The organism is Paraglaciecola sp. IT1134, assembly GCF_058068185.1.
Genome location: NZ_CM176486.1, coordinates 5,220,689 through 5,235,336 on the forward strand (window position 1 = coordinate 5,220,689; position 14,648 = coordinate 5,235,336).

General features: G+C 45.2%; 16 protein-coding genes. 6 read left to right on the forward strand and 10 right to left on the reverse strand.

The window, feature by feature from the left end; all coding sequences use genetic code 11:
* Positions 1-19: 19 nt before the first annotated feature.
* From AC3RV5_RS22865 to yrfG, 4 genes are all read right to left on the reverse strand, one after another.
* Entirely contained in the window at positions 20-478 is a 459-nt protein-coding gene (locus AC3RV5_RS22865; RefSeq protein WP_489729862.1) for a DUF3299 domain-containing protein, read from the reverse strand.
* A gap of 2 nt (positions 479-480) precedes the next feature.
* On the reverse strand, positions 481-1,653 hold the full coding sequence (locus AC3RV5_RS22870; RefSeq protein WP_489732238.1) for an MFS transporter: 1,173 nt from the start codon (positions 1,651-1,653) through the stop codon (positions 481-483).
* A 175-nt stretch (positions 1,654-1,828) separates the two neighbouring features.
* On the reverse strand, positions 1,829-2,362 hold the full coding sequence (gene ppa / locus AC3RV5_RS22875) for an inorganic diphosphatase (RefSeq protein WP_489729863.1): 534 nt from the start codon (positions 2,360-2,362) through the stop codon (positions 1,829-1,831).
* A 94-nt stretch (positions 2,363-2,456) separates the two neighbouring features.
* A complete protein-coding gene (gene yrfG / locus AC3RV5_RS22880) occupies positions 2,457-3,140 on the reverse strand; it encodes a GMP/IMP nucleotidase (protein WP_489729864.1) in 684 nt (227 codons plus the stop codon).
* A 102-nt stretch (positions 3,141-3,242) separates the two neighbouring features.
* On the opposite strand from yrfG, the gene nudE reads away from it, so the two are divergent.
* The 3 genes from nudE to AC3RV5_RS22895 are packed head-to-tail and all read left to right on the forward strand — an operon-like array spanning position 3,243 to position 5,229.
* Positions 3,243-3,824, forward strand: a complete 582-nt coding sequence (gene nudE / locus AC3RV5_RS22885; RefSeq protein ID WP_489729865.1) for an ADP compounds hydrolase NudE — start codon at positions 3,243-3,245, stop codon at positions 3,822-3,824.
* Positions 3,806-4,642 (forward strand): 3'(2'),5'-bisphosphate nucleotidase CysQ, encoded by an 837-nt coding sequence (cysQ, locus tag AC3RV5_RS22890; protein ID WP_489729866.1) that lies wholly within the window; start codon positions 3,806-3,808, stop codon positions 4,640-4,642. The genes nudE and cysQ overlap by 19 nt, the downstream gene beginning before the upstream one ends.
* On the forward strand, positions 4,639-5,229 hold the full coding sequence (locus tag AC3RV5_RS22895; protein WP_489729867.1) for a YceI family protein: 591 nt from the start codon (positions 4,639-4,641) through the stop codon (positions 5,227-5,229). The genes cysQ and AC3RV5_RS22895 overlap by 4 nt, the downstream gene beginning before the upstream one ends.
* Here the strand turns inward: AC3RV5_RS22895 and AC3RV5_RS22900 are convergent.
* The 3 genes from AC3RV5_RS22900 to AC3RV5_RS22910 all read right to left on the reverse strand — a co-directional run bounded on the left by AC3RV5_RS22900 (position 5,226) and on the right by AC3RV5_RS22910 (position 8,756).
* Complete coding sequence (locus tag AC3RV5_RS22900) at positions 5,226-5,462, reverse strand: YheU family protein (protein ID WP_489729868.1); 237 nt, start codon at positions 5,460-5,462, stop codon at positions 5,226-5,228. The two genes, AC3RV5_RS22895 and AC3RV5_RS22900, sit on opposite strands and share 4 nt — an antisense overlap.
* Positions 5,459-6,547 (reverse strand): hydrolase, encoded by a 1,089-nt coding sequence (locus tag AC3RV5_RS22905; protein WP_489729869.1) that lies wholly within the window; start codon positions 6,545-6,547, stop codon positions 5,459-5,461. The genes AC3RV5_RS22900 and AC3RV5_RS22905 overlap by 4 nt, the downstream gene beginning before the upstream one ends.
* Before the next feature lie 301 nt (positions 6,548-6,848).
* Entirely contained in the window at positions 6,849-8,756 is a 1,908-nt protein-coding gene (locus AC3RV5_RS22910) for an ATP-binding cassette domain-containing protein (protein ID WP_489729870.1), read from the reverse strand.
* Positions 8,757-8,835: 79 nt separating this feature from the next.
* Here AC3RV5_RS22910 and AC3RV5_RS22915 point away from each other — a divergent pair, with 79 nt between their 5' ends.
* Positions 8,836-9,042, forward strand: a complete 207-nt coding sequence (locus tag AC3RV5_RS22915) for a YheV family putative zinc ribbon protein (protein ID WP_489729871.1) — start codon at positions 8,836-8,838, stop codon at positions 9,040-9,042.
* A gap of 25 nt (positions 9,043-9,067) precedes the next feature.
* On the opposite strand, the gene AC3RV5_RS22920 is transcribed toward AC3RV5_RS22915, so the two are convergent.
* Both AC3RV5_RS22920 and AC3RV5_RS22925 read right to left on the reverse strand, forming a co-directional pair.
* A complete protein-coding gene (locus AC3RV5_RS22920) occupies positions 9,068-9,244 on the reverse strand; it encodes a SlyX family protein (RefSeq protein ID WP_489729872.1) in 177 nt (58 codons plus the stop codon).
* A 60-nt stretch (positions 9,245-9,304) separates the two neighbouring features.
* Positions 9,305-10,279: a WD40 repeat domain-containing protein gene (locus AC3RV5_RS22925; protein ID WP_489729873.1), complete on the reverse strand. Its 975-nt coding sequence runs from the start codon at positions 10,277-10,279 to the stop codon at positions 9,305-9,307.
* Between the two features lie 116 nt (positions 10,280-10,395).
* Between AC3RV5_RS22925 and fkpA the strand changes: the two genes are divergently transcribed.
* Entirely contained in the window at positions 10,396-11,148 is a 753-nt protein-coding gene (gene fkpA / locus AC3RV5_RS22930; RefSeq protein WP_489729874.1) for an FKBP-type peptidyl-prolyl cis-trans isomerase, read from the forward strand.
* A gap of 446 nt (positions 11,149-11,594) precedes the next feature.
* Here the strand turns inward: fkpA and greB are convergent, their stop codons facing one another.
* Positions 11,595-12,071, reverse strand: coding sequence for a transcription elongation factor GreB (gene greB / locus AC3RV5_RS22935; RefSeq protein WP_489729875.1), 477 nt, complete (start codon positions 12,069-12,071; stop codon positions 11,595-11,597).
* A 151-nt stretch (positions 12,072-12,222) separates the two neighbouring features.
* On the opposite strand from greB, the gene AC3RV5_RS22940 reads away from it, so the two are divergent.
* Positions 12,223-14,550, forward strand: coding sequence for a Tex family protein (locus AC3RV5_RS22940; RefSeq protein ID WP_489729876.1), 2,328 nt, complete (start codon positions 12,223-12,225; stop codon positions 14,548-14,550).
* Positions 14,551-14,648 lie beyond the last annotated feature (98 nt).

Sequence of the window (14,648 nt, forward strand, 5' to 3'; positions counted from 1 at the left end):
TTTGGCTCGTTTGTCGAATTTAACCATCAAAAGGGCTTAAACTAATACCTTGCAAGGTATATCCAACCGTCGCCAAATCACCTTGCCACACTTGTGTTGCCAAGGTACCTGTGACCCATACTGCGTCGTATAGGTTATCTATCGGCACGCCTCTGGCAAATTTCACATAAACGATCTGATTGGCGGGGGGCGGTGGCACGTGGATACAAGCCCCAAAATAAGGAACCAATAAAAATTCAGTGGTCATTTCGCTGTCTCCTTCCAGCGGCACTACAAATCCCGGGATCTTTACCAGCTTACCATCGAGCTCTTGTACCACAGGTGCATCCAGTCCTTGTTGCATCATAGTCCCCTCATGATTGAGCTCGGCCTGAGGCGCAATGTAGTTTTTGGGGATCATGTCTTCCCAAAATAACTCCATGGGATTGGCGTATACCCCGCCAGACATGAGAGCACACAAGATTAACAGTAACTTCATTTTTATTCCTTTGACATTGCAGTGTCAACATAGGGTAAGTTGGCCCAGTGCATCAGGTTAAATCTCACTTCATTACCCGGACCAGGAGATAAAGGAATATTAATCGCCAGTGTAAGGGAGCATAACGCAAAGCTGGCACCTATATAAAAAACCAAACTCGGTGAGGTTAACCATACTATGCCAAGTAGTGCTGGGATCACCACTGCGGCAATGTGATTGATGGTAAAACTCACGCCCGCAGTAGAGGCGATATCCCGGTGATCAGCAATTTTTTGTAAATACGTTTTAAGTGCAATTGCCATGGCGAAAAATAAATGGTCAAGCACATACAATCCCGCGGCTATCTGGCTGTTTTCTACCAGTGCGTAACTCACAAAAACAATGATCAGCCCCAAATATTCAAAACATAGTGCCCTGCGCTCGCCAACTTTGTGGATCCAGCGACCAATGCGTGAAGCAAAAAACAGGTTAAATACATAATTCAACATAAACAACAGGCTAACATCACCTACGGAATAGGAAAATTTTTCGACCATCATAAACGAGGCGAAAACCATGAAAATTTGCCGCCTGGCTCCACTAAAAAACACCAGCGAATAATACAACCAGTAACGCTTTCGCAGCACCATATGTTTATGCTGTACCGAGACCTGGGGAAGGTTATCAAAAATGGCCCAAATTCCAAGTACCAATATCAAACCCACCCCGCCAGCTAACATATACATGCTGAGGTAGCTGACCCCGGCCCATTCCATCAACAGCCAAATAACACCGTAAGCTAACAACGACGCCAAACTTTTCACCGCCAGTTGTTTACCCATAAAATGCGCGGCTTTATCTTTCGCCAACCATTGCAAAGTCAATGACTGATTGATGGTTTCAAAATAATGAAAACCAATGGACATCAAAACGGTGGTGCAATAAAGCCCAAGGGCAAAAGGTAACCAACCCGTTATAGCCACCCCGATACACATCAACGCCAGGGAGACTAAAGCCAGGGTTTGTTCCTTTAATACTAGTAGCAGAAATATTGCAGTAAAGGCCAAAAACCCCGGTACCTCGCGCAAACTTTGCAATAGGCCAATTTGCGCACCATCAAAATTTGCCTGCTCTACCACAAAGTTGTTCAGCAGAGCATTCCAAACAGAAAATACCAAGGGCATCACAAAAGCCATCGCCAGTAACAGCAACTGCGGACTGGTGCGAATAACTGACAATTTAATCACGTTGAGAAATCAATTTGGGGTTGGCTGGCTAGTGTCTCACAGCCCAAGCATTGCACAAATAAAAAAGCTGACATTAGTCAGCTGGTAAACAGGCTAGAGACAGCTAAGCTGCCTCATGGATAAACTAGCCTTCGTTTTTATAACGCTCAACGCTTTCAGTCAGTTCAACTCTGGCGGCTGCAGCGTCTTCCCAACCGTCGATTTTCACCCATTTATTGGGCTCTAAATCTTTATAATGCGAGAAAAAATGTTCAATCTGATTACGGGTTAGTTCGTCCACCTCGTCAATATCTTTGATACCGCGGTAGATGCTGGTTAATTTATCCACAGGCACGGCCAGAATTTTGGCATCGGTGCCTGATTCGTCGGTCATCTTTAATACACCAACGGGTCGACATTTAATCACTGAACCGGCTAATAACGGGAACGGCGTCATAACCAATACATCGGCTGGATCACCGTCTTCGGACAATGTATTGGGAACATAACCATAGTTAGTGGGGTAATGCATGCAGGTAGCCATAAAACGGTCTACGAAAATCGCACCCGAATCTTTATCCACTTCATATTTAACTGGATCGGAGTGGGCTGGGATCTCAATGATCACATTAATTTCTTCTGGCAAGTTATTACCTGCGGGAACGCTGTTAAGACTCATAAACTAGGACCTGTTGTCAGTGATTAAAAATTGAATAGAATTATAGGGCTAACCTTCATAAGATGAAACGCTTGAAGCTTAATTAAAACCCTTATCAGCCAACAAAAGGGTTATTGATTATATTTTCAAGCAAATATCGGTAATCTTGCACGACGGGAAACTCATTTATCAAACGTGCTGGTTGTTTGCTATCTGGGTTTGCCACCGCCAGTAAATGTCCTATGCCAAAGGTTTTAGCAGATTGCAAGATAGCCAGACTATCATCCACAAATAAGGTGCTGGCCGAGTTAAAGCCTAGGCGTTGTTGCAATTTTTGCCATAAAAGTTGTGATTCTTTAGTCACACCAAATTCATGTGTGGAGATTAGTTGATCGATGTGGGTATCGAGTTGGGTATGCTCGACTTTTAACGACAAGCTTTGTGGATGGGCGTTAGTAAGCAAAATAACCTGCCTGTTTGAGGCCTTTAACGCATCCATAAAGGGGATCGCATCATCCCGCATACGGATCAGGTGCTCAATTTCACGTTTAGCTTGCACAATATCCAGCTGTAATTTTTCCGTCCAAAAATCCAAACAATACCAACTGAGCGTACCGGCAACTTTGTTATATTCGCTATTCATATAATTTTTGGCATCAGTTATGCTAGTACCACGCTTAGCGGCCAATTTGGCCGGAAGGTGATGTGACCAAAAATAGTTATCAAAATGTAAATCCAGCAAGGTACCGTCCATGTCCAGCAGTACGGTTTGAATTTGCTTCCAGAGTAAATCAGGCAAGTGGCATGTCCTTCATATAAGAGTTATATTCGACGTATTGATTGCTAAGCAGTTTACGTCTCATTGATACAATCAGTGACGCTATGATAACGTGATAAGTAGATGAGCAAAATAGATCCCCACAAAGCATTGCCACAAATTCATAACCGCCAGGTGGTCGCAAAAAGCGGCTTGTTTAAAGTGGAGCAGGTGAGCCTTGAGTTTTCCAATGGTGCATTACGCACCTTCGAGCGTATGGCTGGCAGCGGCCGTGGTGCTGTGATGATCGTGCCTTTTATTAATCAACATGAGTTTTTACTGGTCAGAGAGTACGCCGCAGGTACCCATTCTTATCAGCTTGGGTTCCCAAAAGGCCTGATCGATCCCGGTGAGCGGCCTGTCGAGGCGGCCAATAGGGAACTCAAGGAAGAAGTAGGTTATGGCGCCAATTATCTGTATCCACTGCATAACGTCAGCATGGCGCCGGCTTTTTTTGATGCTCAAATGGATATATTTATTGCCCAAGACTTGTATGAGAAGAGACTCCCGGGTGACGAGCCTGAGCCTTTGGATGTCATTCCTTGGTCGATCAATAATATGGACGAATTGCTCGCTCGGGCAGATTTTATCGAAGCGCGCTGCATTGCAGCACTATTTTTGGCACAAAGATGGTTAAGGGGGCAAAAATGCCAACCGAAGAAATAATAACCTTACTGGAAATTGCAAAACGCGCTGCGCGTGAAGCGGGACGAGTAGTCATGCAAATTTATGATAGTGGTGATTTCACCAGTTATCACAAAGCCGATGATTCGCCTGTCACATCAGCTGACTACAAAGCCAACGAGATCATTTTGGACATCCTAAAACGTGAAACCCCTGACATTCCTATTATGTCAGAGGAATCTGAAAATGGTAATTTGACCCAGCGCAAAGACTGGCAACGCTATTGGTTGATCGATCCCATAGATGGTACTCAGGAATTTATCGCCCGTAGTGGGGATTTTGCCGTGAACATTGCCCTGGTGGAAAACAATGAGCCGGTGTTAGGGGTTATATATTGGCCACCGGGAGAAACGCTCTATTGGGCGGCCAAAGGCCATGGAGCGTTCAAAGAAAGCCGCGCCGAGAATAAACAAATATTCGTACGTAGTTTCGATGACGTGGAAGCCGGCGTGGTGATGATTGCCGTTAGCCGCCGTCAGGCCCGGGAAAAAGTGATGCTCAGTATGAGTGAACATCGTACCTATCAGACTTACCCAACGGGCAGTTGCTCCCTCAAATCCTGCTTTATCGCTGAGGGTAAAGCCGATGTATTTTTACGCATCGGGATCACAGGAGAATGGGACACAGGTGCTTCACAATGCATAGTGACAGAGGCAGGCGGTAAAATACTGGCCCATGACTTTTCCCCCTTAAGTTACAATGAACGAAATTCACTCAATAATCCGGATTTTATCGTGATGGGTGACCAACGCGTGGATTGGCCAAGCATTGTTAAATATCAAATTGGAGAACAAAAATGAAGGATTTTCCTGCCTGTAGTAGCAAGATCTTTGCTCTGGTTAGTCTGCTTTTTTGCACCACGGCTAACGCCGATTGGCGGTTAGTCAACAAGGATTCAACTCTGAATTTTATTTCTACCAAAAATATTAACGTCAGTGAAATTCATCACTTTTCCCAACTAAGTGGGGAACTGAATGAGCAGGGTGAGTTAACAATTGACATAGAATTAGCTTCGGTAGAAACCGGGGTGGCTATTCGCAACACCCGTATGAGCGAAAAACTGTTTTTAGTTGATAAGTTTCCTACAGCAAGGTTAACTGCCACATTAACCAATGATGTACTTGCCCTTAAAGCAGGCCACACGGCAACTTTCGAATTGCCTGCCATGCTAAAAATCATGTCAACTGAAAAACCCATTAACATTTCAGTGCAGATTACCAAAAGTAGTGATGGTAACTTTACTGCCACCAGCACCAAACCGATTTTAATCGCTGCGGCTGATTATGGATTAGGATCTGGGCTCGAGTTGTTGCAACAGATCGCTGGCCTATCTAGCATAGGGTTAAGCGTGCCCGTTTCATTCAATCTGGTATTTGCTCAACTCTAAGCACCCTCTTCATCGGTCAGCTCTAGCTGTCCTTTGGGGATGATATTGACAGTTTCGTGCAACTCGGAATACACCACTAAGGCTTCACCATTTTTTAGTTGCTCCAGTACTTGTTGCACCTTTTCTTCCAGACTGCAATCCACTTCTCCATACTCGGTACCCTCGCGCAATACAAAGCCTTCAACTAACGTATACAAAGTTTCTAGTTCAATCTCACTTATTGGTACGATCATTTTGTCTCACTGTTATTATCTGGTGACCTGCCTAGTGTCTGGTCGATAAATTGGTTTACTCTGTGGTGCAACCAGATTTCAGGTGCCCAGGGCGTGCCCTGCATAAACCCCACATGACCGCCCTTGGCGCTAAGTTCCAGACGCACACTGGAGGATAAGTCGCTCTGCTGGGGCAGAACGTTTTCATTCATAAAGGGATCATCTTTGGCGTGCAGAATTAAAGTAGGGGTGGCGATGCTCTTCATAAAACCGATGGAACTGCATTTTTGATAATAATCCTCAGCACTGTCAAAACCGTGCAGGGGCGCCGTGACATATTGGTCAAACTCGCGAAAACTTTTAAGTTTGCGGGCATTAACAGGATCGATTGCCAGGTGGCCGTCATAATCAATCAAACCCATCTTAGTAACCAAATTGTTGACCATGCTTTTGAGTAAATAAGACTGATACATACGGGAAATCCCCTGATTGATACTCAGAGAACACTGCTGAAGCTTAAACGGTGGAGAGATGGCAATAGCGCCCTGGAGTATTTCTTGCTCGGTGCGCTCCCCTAGCAGTTTTAATAGCATATTGGCCCCGAGGGAAAAACCCATGGCGATTTTGTGTATGCCTGGAAACTGCTGCTGCAAGTTATTCAATAAAAACCAAGCGTCTTCGGTTTCGCCTGAATGATAGGCTCTGGGCAAGGTATTATGTTGTCCGCCGCACCCGCGAAAATGCATCAGCACCACTAGATATTGTTGCTGGCATAAATTGGCCGCCATATCGTTAGCATAATGTGACTTACTGGAGCCTTCCAATCCATGAAAAATGATCACTAATCCTTTGTAAGCAGAGGGGTTATGTCTGTCTCCTGCCCAGGCTAAATTAACAAAATCACCATCAGGTAAAGTTAGGCGCTGCGTCTGCCAGGCTACTTTCACCCGCTTTTGCATAAACCTGGGCCAGATAGTCTGTATATGACGATTGCTCGCCCACCAGGGCGGAACAAAGGCACTGGTTGCTATCACGCCATGTCTTTGCGCTGCACCTAGTAAGAGCGAAAATTCAGACGGATTATTTAAAGGCAGCTGTTGGCACATGTACGAAATTGACTGTTTACGTATTTATAAAAGCAATACAGTATATCAAGAGCCTATGAACATGTAAGTCTTAGTATTTTTTAACTTCTTACTGTAGGTTTAATCTCGACCAAAATGCGCCTAGCAGAGTGTTTTTAAAGTGTTCACGATATAAAATTTGAGCCTTAGAAAATGCAGTTTAGCGCAACAGGCTGGCATATTCAGTCGCATCCACGTCGCTACTGGAACGACTGATATCAGCTGCTCCAGACGTGTTGTGTGCTTGACCTCATCTATTAACTGAGTCGAAGTATTAGCCGTGCTAAATTGAGCTGGCCTGTTCAAAGACTGCTTGGCGTTCTTCCAATTCCTCTTGTGTTTCCAGCCAATTCATTTCGGTCTCACTCAAGCGGGATTTATATTCTGCCTGCTCGGTCAGCAGTTGCTTAAGTTTGCCTTTATTCTCAGCGTTATAGAGATCGGGATCAGCCATTTGCTGTTCCAGAACTTGCAATTTATTTTGCAACTCAGACATACTTTTTTCTTGTTTAGTCAATTGTTTACGTAAAGGTTGAGTCGCCTGCCTAAATTCGGCTTCCAAACGTTTCAGGTTTTTCCGATCAATTTTAGGCTCTTTGTTTTCAGCGCTGTTTGCACCGCTGTCAGATTTAAGTAACCAGTCGCGATAATCATCGAGATCACCATCAAACATAGTGACTTGGCGATTGTCCACCAGGTAAAAATCATCGCATACCGAAGACAGTAAAAACCTGTCATGGGAAACCAGCACCATGGCGCCTTCGAAACCCTGCAGGGCTATATTCAAGGCATGGCGCATGTCTAAATCCAGATGGTTGGTGGGCTCATCCAGTAATAACAAATTGGGTTTTTGATATACGGTCAAAGCGAGCACCAAACGAGCTTTTTCACCACCGGACATAGGCGCAACCTTGCTGAATGCTTCATCACCACGAAAACCAAAACCGCCCAGAAAATCCCGTAAACTTTGCTCAGTGGCCTTTGGATCCAGACGTTGAATGTGGGCGACCGCCGACTCCTCACCGCGCAAATATTCCAGTTGATGCTGGGCGAAATAACCAATCCGCAAACCAGCTGATGTTTCATATAAGCCGTGCATAGGCTGCTTTTCCCCAGCCAACAATTTGATAAGGGTGGATTTACCGGCACCGTTGCGTCCCAGTAAACCTATACGGCTTCCTGGCACCAGATTAAGATGCAAGTGTTCCAGTATGATAGTGGAATCGTAACCCACTTGAACCTTTTCTATTTTTACTAAGGGATTGGGTAGCTTAGGAGGGCTAAAAAATTCAAAGGTAAAATTCGACTCCGCCAGAGCAGGCAACAGGGTTTCCATTTTGGCCAGCTGCTTGACTCGACTTTGCGCCTGTTTTGCTTTGCTTGCCTTTGCCCCAAAACGGTTGATAAAAGATTCGAGGTGGGCAATTTTGTCTTGTTGTTTTTCAAATTGCAGCCCTTGCAAGCGAATACGTTCAGCCCGTTGCTTTTCAAAAGCATCATAGTTACCCCGGTAACTGACCAATTGTTGTTGTTCTACACTGATGATTTCGTTGACTGTGCTATCGAGAAATGACTTGTCGTGGGAAATTAACATCAAGGTTCCCGTATAACGTTGCAACCATTTTTCCAGCCAAATAACCGCATCCAGATCCAAGTGGTTAGTGGGCTCATCGAGTAACAACAAATCCGAGCGACATAATAAGGCCTGGGCTAAATTCAGGCGCATTCGCCAGCCACCGGAAAACTCGGTCACTTTTTTATTGATAGTATCGCTAGCAAATCCCAGCCCCGCCAATATAGTCGCAGCACGCGCTTCAATGTCGTAGGCTCCGGCCTGTTCCAGTTGCCCATGCAGAACAGCGATTTGTTCACCTTTATGCGCCGTTTCAGCTTCGCGCAAGGTATTTTGCAAGGTACGATAACGCGTGTCGCCGTCTATCACGTAATCAATAGCGCTGCGCTGCACCGCCGGCGTTTCCTGGGCAACCGACACCACTTGCCAACCTTTGGGAATAGTACACTCCCCGTGTTCGGGATGTAATTCATTGCGGATCAAAGCAAACAGGCTAGATTTGCCACACCCGTTGGCACCGATTAATCCGGCCTTGTGGCCCGGATACACTACGGCATTGGTTTCGTGTAGCAATATTTTGCTGCCACGCATGAGAGATAAATCAGAAAATTGGATCATGAAAACCTATTGGCGGATAACACATAACGTCTATTGCGCTATGATAGCAAGATGACAGGCTGAAGAAATCCTATTGATAATGACAAACAAAATAAAAAAACGCTTTATAGCAGGGGCGACTTGTCCTAACTGCAAAAAAATCGACACCTTAATGTTATATTTCGAAAACAATGTCGAAAAGCTGCAATGTATTAGCTGTAACTACCAGCAAACCCAAGCTGACAAAAACGTCACTGCAGCCTCGCGCCAAAATGAAAACGTAATTGGCGTATTTAAACCAGAATAATGCCAAGCCACCTAGCCAACATCTATTAATAATGGGGCGGGGGTGGCTCACTAACGTCACTGCCCGCATTGGGTGTTTCCAAAGTGTTTACTTTATTTACCAGGTGAGAAATTTTAAACTGCAAGTCCTCCAACTGTTTTTGCTGTTGGATAAGGGCACTGTTGAGCTCTTCTATGGTGTCTTCCTGAAAAGACACCTTCATTTGTAATTGTTCAATATCTGCTTGTATCTGCTTGTATCTGCTGCATAACCTACTCGTAAATTAATCGTCTATTTGCCAGAACTCAGCTAACCCGCTACTGCTTTCTGACACTATCTGTTTATTATTGATAAACCCAAGCCCATAAACCACGGCGGTTTGGGGCCGGCTACCCTCCCTGGGTGCCACTTGCCACTCTTGCAGTTCATTGCCATCAGTTACCCGCCATAAATTCATTCTCCTGGCCGGTGATCCGGTTAACAAATAACGGCCATCTTCGGAAAAAACAGCGGTACTGAATATTTTCTGTCTGGCCAAATACTGCAATCGACTCACTTCCTTGCCCGTGGTCAAATCCCAAACCCTGGCCTGACGTTTGCTATCTGCGGTAAAAGCAAATCGGCCTTTGTCGTCCAATACTACTTTGGTGACCCGGCTGGGGTGCGTAAATTTGTGTAAAACCTGGCCACTACGAGTGTCCCATAAATAGGCCACATAATCATTCCCCCCAGTGAGGGCATAAAACCCGTTTGGCGAAATATCCACACTGTTAACCTTTTCCTGATGTCCTAAAAATTCTAAGCGCCTGCCGCTTTGGGGTTCAAAGAACATGACCTTGCCATTACCTCGACCTACCAATATACCCCGGCCCTGATTGGACACCGCGACATCACGAATACTCGCTTCATCAATACGCCAGAACCCTTCGGGCTCACCAGTGGTTAGATTCCACAAGGCAAAGGCTTCCCGGTCAGCGGTGACGACATAACTGTTATCAAATGCGATATGGATATTGAGCACTAAATTGTTGCCTTCACCTTGATGTTGCCACTCATAGCGTTTTTTATTAGTGACCAAATCCCACACCAAAATGCCATTATTTACGCCAGACACTACCGCAAGTGTGCCATCTGGCGAAATATTGGCTGCATAAGCCCCGTCTGCGGCATGCCGCCAGGTCTTGATTGGCGCGCCTCCTCCAGGGCTACATGCATTAAGAAATAAAATAATTAAACTTATTCTGTATAGCGCAGTCAATTGTTCGTTCCTATTTGGGTTTCTTCTTTCCCTCTGGGCGTTTAGTATATGCGCTTTATCAGGTTGAGGCCTATCATAACTAACGCATTCAACACATCTAACTTTGGGAGAATTAAATGAAAAAAACAGCAATCGCTATTCTAATCACTTCAACACTAGGCTTGTCGGCTTGTGGACAACAACAAGAAGTCGATATACTGAAAGTTGAGACATTAAAGCTTGAAACAGAAGCTGACCAACAGGCCTATGCCATGGGTGCCAGTGTGGGTCAGTTTATTGAGAAAAAATTAGCTGAGCAAGAACAGTTAGATATTACCCTGGATAAAAACTTGGTGGTCAAAGGTTTTGTGGCCGCATTGCAGCAGCAGTCACAACTGGAAATGAAAGAAATTCAAACTTTGACCTTAGCTATGGAAACCGCTTCCCGTGAAAAACAACAAGCCCTGGCCGCAGCCCAAGGCGAAACAAACATCGCTGACGGCGCCGCTTTTCTGGCAGAAAATGCTAAGCGCGACGGTGTGACAGTAACGGATTCCGGACTGCAGTACGAAGTGCTGACCGAAGGTGAGGGCGTTTCTCCTGCTCCAGAAGATACTGTGACTGTTCACTATAGCGGGACGTTGTTAGACGGAACGGAATTTGACTCTTCTTATACAAGAGGCGAACCGGCATCATTCCCGTTAAATCGGGTTATAGCTGGATGGACCGAAGGTGTTCAACTAATGAAAGTGGGTTCCAAGTATAAATTTTTTATACCTTCTGAATTAGCATATGGTGAGCGCAGCACGGGTGCCATAACCAGTAACTCCACTTTAATATTTGAAGTTGAATTATTGAAAGTTGTGCCAGCAGCTCCTGCTGCAGAATAAGTTACCCCAATAAAAAACCGAACACCAGACGGTGCTCGGTTTTTTATACTCATCAGCTAATTGTCCTTGCTGAACCTTATTCCCTCGTTATTACTGCCCTAAGAAAGGGCTAATTGGCCCAGATAAATCCGGGTAAGGTTAATCATTGTTATTGCGGACGTCCTACCTTAACGTCAAAAGTACAAGTCAATTTTAATGCTGCCAGCCCAAACTGAGAGCTCTTATCTTGTTAGTAAGGTAGTTTTGAACCGGAAATAACCCTACTAGTTTGTGATGTACACGTTCTTGTCAGTTAGAGTAAAACTGCTTTCGGTATCCAGATGGCAACTGATCTGTATACCCGCTCAATCAAAGTTTAGTTTGAAAGAAAATAAGCGAACCGCTTGAAACCAACTTTGATAGAATAAGGATAGACTAATTTAATTATTTTTCACTCCCAAATTAAATTATTTGTTGTAATAAATTGCGCTAATAAAATAGTTTTTATTACCACTTGGTGTAACAACTTTCACTTCATCATCTACGGCCTTACCAATCAACGCTCTGGCCAGGGGGGAGTCGATACTAATTTTGTTTTCACGTAATTCAAATTCATCAGGACCAACCAACTGATAACGACTTTCTTGGCCATCATCATCTTCCAACACCACCCACGCTCCAAAAAATACTTTGCCATATTGCTGTGCTGATGGATAAACGATTTTAAGGTCTTCCATACGTTTGCTTAAAAACCTTACTCGCCGGTCAATCTGACGCAAGTGTTTCTTGCCATAAATATATTCCGCGTTCTCAGATCTATCTCCCATGGCTGCAGCTTCCGACACTGCCTGGGTAACCCTTGGCCGCTCCTCTTTCCATAAGAATCGCAGTTCTTGCTCGAGTTTTGCCCATCCCTCTCGGGTAATATAATTGGTTCTATTCATGAATAATGTGCCGGGTTACTTTGCTTGCCAGGAACGACGACAACTATTTTAGCATTATTACCTGCTAACACTGGTATTTTGCGCCTATTACCCATATATACCCCAGTTAAGATAATGTTTAATCTCATCTAAGCCAATATAGGGCCGTTACATGATCATTGGAAAAATCGCGAGCGAACTTCAAGTTAAATCATCGCAAGTGCAAGCTGCCGTTAATCTTCTGGATGAAGGTTCAACCGTTCCCTTCATAGCTCGCTACCGTAAAGAAGCCACAGATGGCTTAGACGATATTCAATTACGCAAACTGGAACAGCGCTTAGGCTATTTAAGGGAAATCCACGACCGTCGTTTAGTGATCATAAAATCCATTACCGAACAAGGCAAACTAAACGAAGCCTTAAAACACGCTATCCTCAATTGCGAAAGTAAAACAGAACTAGAAGACTTGTACTTACCCTACAAACCTAAACGGCGCACTAAAGGACAGATCGCTATCGAGGCAGGTTTACAGCCCCTGGCCAACAAACTTTTTGCCGATCCTGCCTTGACACCAGAAAACGAAGCAACGGCATTTGTTCATCCGGATAAGGGGGTTAATGATGTTAAAACGGCTTTGGATGGCGCCAAATATATTCTGATGGAACGTTTTGCCGAGGATGCCGGTTTATTACAGAAAATTCGCCAACACTTGCTCAGACATGCGCATATCAAGAGTCTAGTCATTGCAGGTAAAGAAAAAGAAGGCAGTAAATACGCCGACTACTTTGCCCATAGTGAATTACTCAACAAAATTCCTTCCCATCGTTCATTGGCATTGTTTCGCGGCCGTAACGAAAATTTCCTGCAAGTGAATCTGGATGCGGATCCGGAAAAAGACACCTCAGACAAGAGCTCATACTGTGAGCAAATCATCAGCCAGCATTTAGGTCTGGCCTTTGCGAATCGCCCGGGGGATCCCTGGCTGGCATCAGTGGTGCAATGGACGTGGCGGGTAAAAATCGCGCTGCATATGGAAACCGAGTTATTTGGAGCCACCCGCGAACGTTCAGAACAAGAGGCCATTGAGGTGTTCGCTAAAAATCTGAATGATTTGTTAATGGCAGCACCGGCAGGTCCCAAAACCACTATGGGCCTGGATCCAGGTTTACGAACCGGAGTTAAGATAGCTATAGTCGACGCCACTGGCAAAGTACTGGCCACCAGCACTATATTTCCCCATGTACCGCAAAAGCTGTGGGACAAAGCCTTGCGCACCTTGGGCATGTTATGTAAACAGCATAAAGTTCAGCTGATCAGTATTGGCAACGGCACCGGCTCCAGAGAAACAGATAAACTTGTCGCTGAAGTGATAAAAGCCAATCCGGAGTTAGGGTTAAGCAAGATAGTGGTAAGTGAATCTGGCGCTTCGGTTTATTCGGCGTCTGAATTGGCGTCTGAAGAATTGCCGGATATGGACGTGTCCTTACGCGGTGCAGTTTCGATTGCCAGGCGCCTGCAAGACCCCCTTGCTGAGTTGGTAAAAATAGAGCCTAAAGCAATAGGCGTTGGTCAATATCAACACGATGTCAGTCAGAGTAACTTGGGTAAATCCCTGGACAGGGTAATTGAGGATTGCGTAAATGCTGTAGGTGTAGACGTCAATATGGCCTCTGCCGCCTTGTTAAGCCATGTGTCAGGATTAAATCGGACTCTGGCTTACAACATAGTCAACTTCCGAGATAAAAATGGAGTTTTTACCAGTCGTAAACAACTGCTCAAAGTAGAGAGATTGGGGCCAAAAGCTTACGAACAAGCCGCCGGGTTCCTGCGTATCATGCAAGGTCAAGACCCACTGGACGCATCCGCTGTGCACCCTGAGGCATATCCTGTGGTGCAGGCCATAGTCGACAGTTCAGCAACTGCCGTCAATGACCTGATAGGCAACTCTGAGATACTGAAGAAACTCGACCCACATAACTTTGTCAGTGAGACGTTCGGTTTGCCCACAGTGAGCGATATTATCAGCGAATTGGACAAACCCGGAAGGGATCCCCGTCCCGAATTCAAAACCGCGACCTTTAAGGAAGGAGTGGAATCACTCAGTGACTTAAAATCCGGCATGATACTAGAAGGCGTAGTCAGTAATGTTGCCAACTTTGGCGCGTTTGTCGATGTGGGTGTTCACCAAGACGGTTTGGTGCATATTTCAGCGATGACAGACAAGTTTATTTCGGACCCGCGAGAAATTGTAAAAGCAGGGGATATCGTTAAAGTTAAAGTATTGGAAGTCGACGTGGCGCGAAAACGCGTCTCCTTCACTATGCGTCTAACTGATAATCCGGTTGCAGCAAAACCTGGTGCCCAACCTGTCTCTAAAGCCAAAACGGGTACCCAAGCGCGCCAACAGAATCCGACCAGCAAGAAGGCTCAGGGGGCGGGGAATAACCAAGCCATGGGAAATGCTTTTGCCGATGCTTTTGCTAAAGCCAAAAAGAGTTAAACGAGTCCATTAAGACAAGTCCATTAAGACGAGTCCATTAAGACGAGTCCATTAAAAAGCCCTCACAGGAGGGCTGAGTTTGTTTTGTTGATTTCACG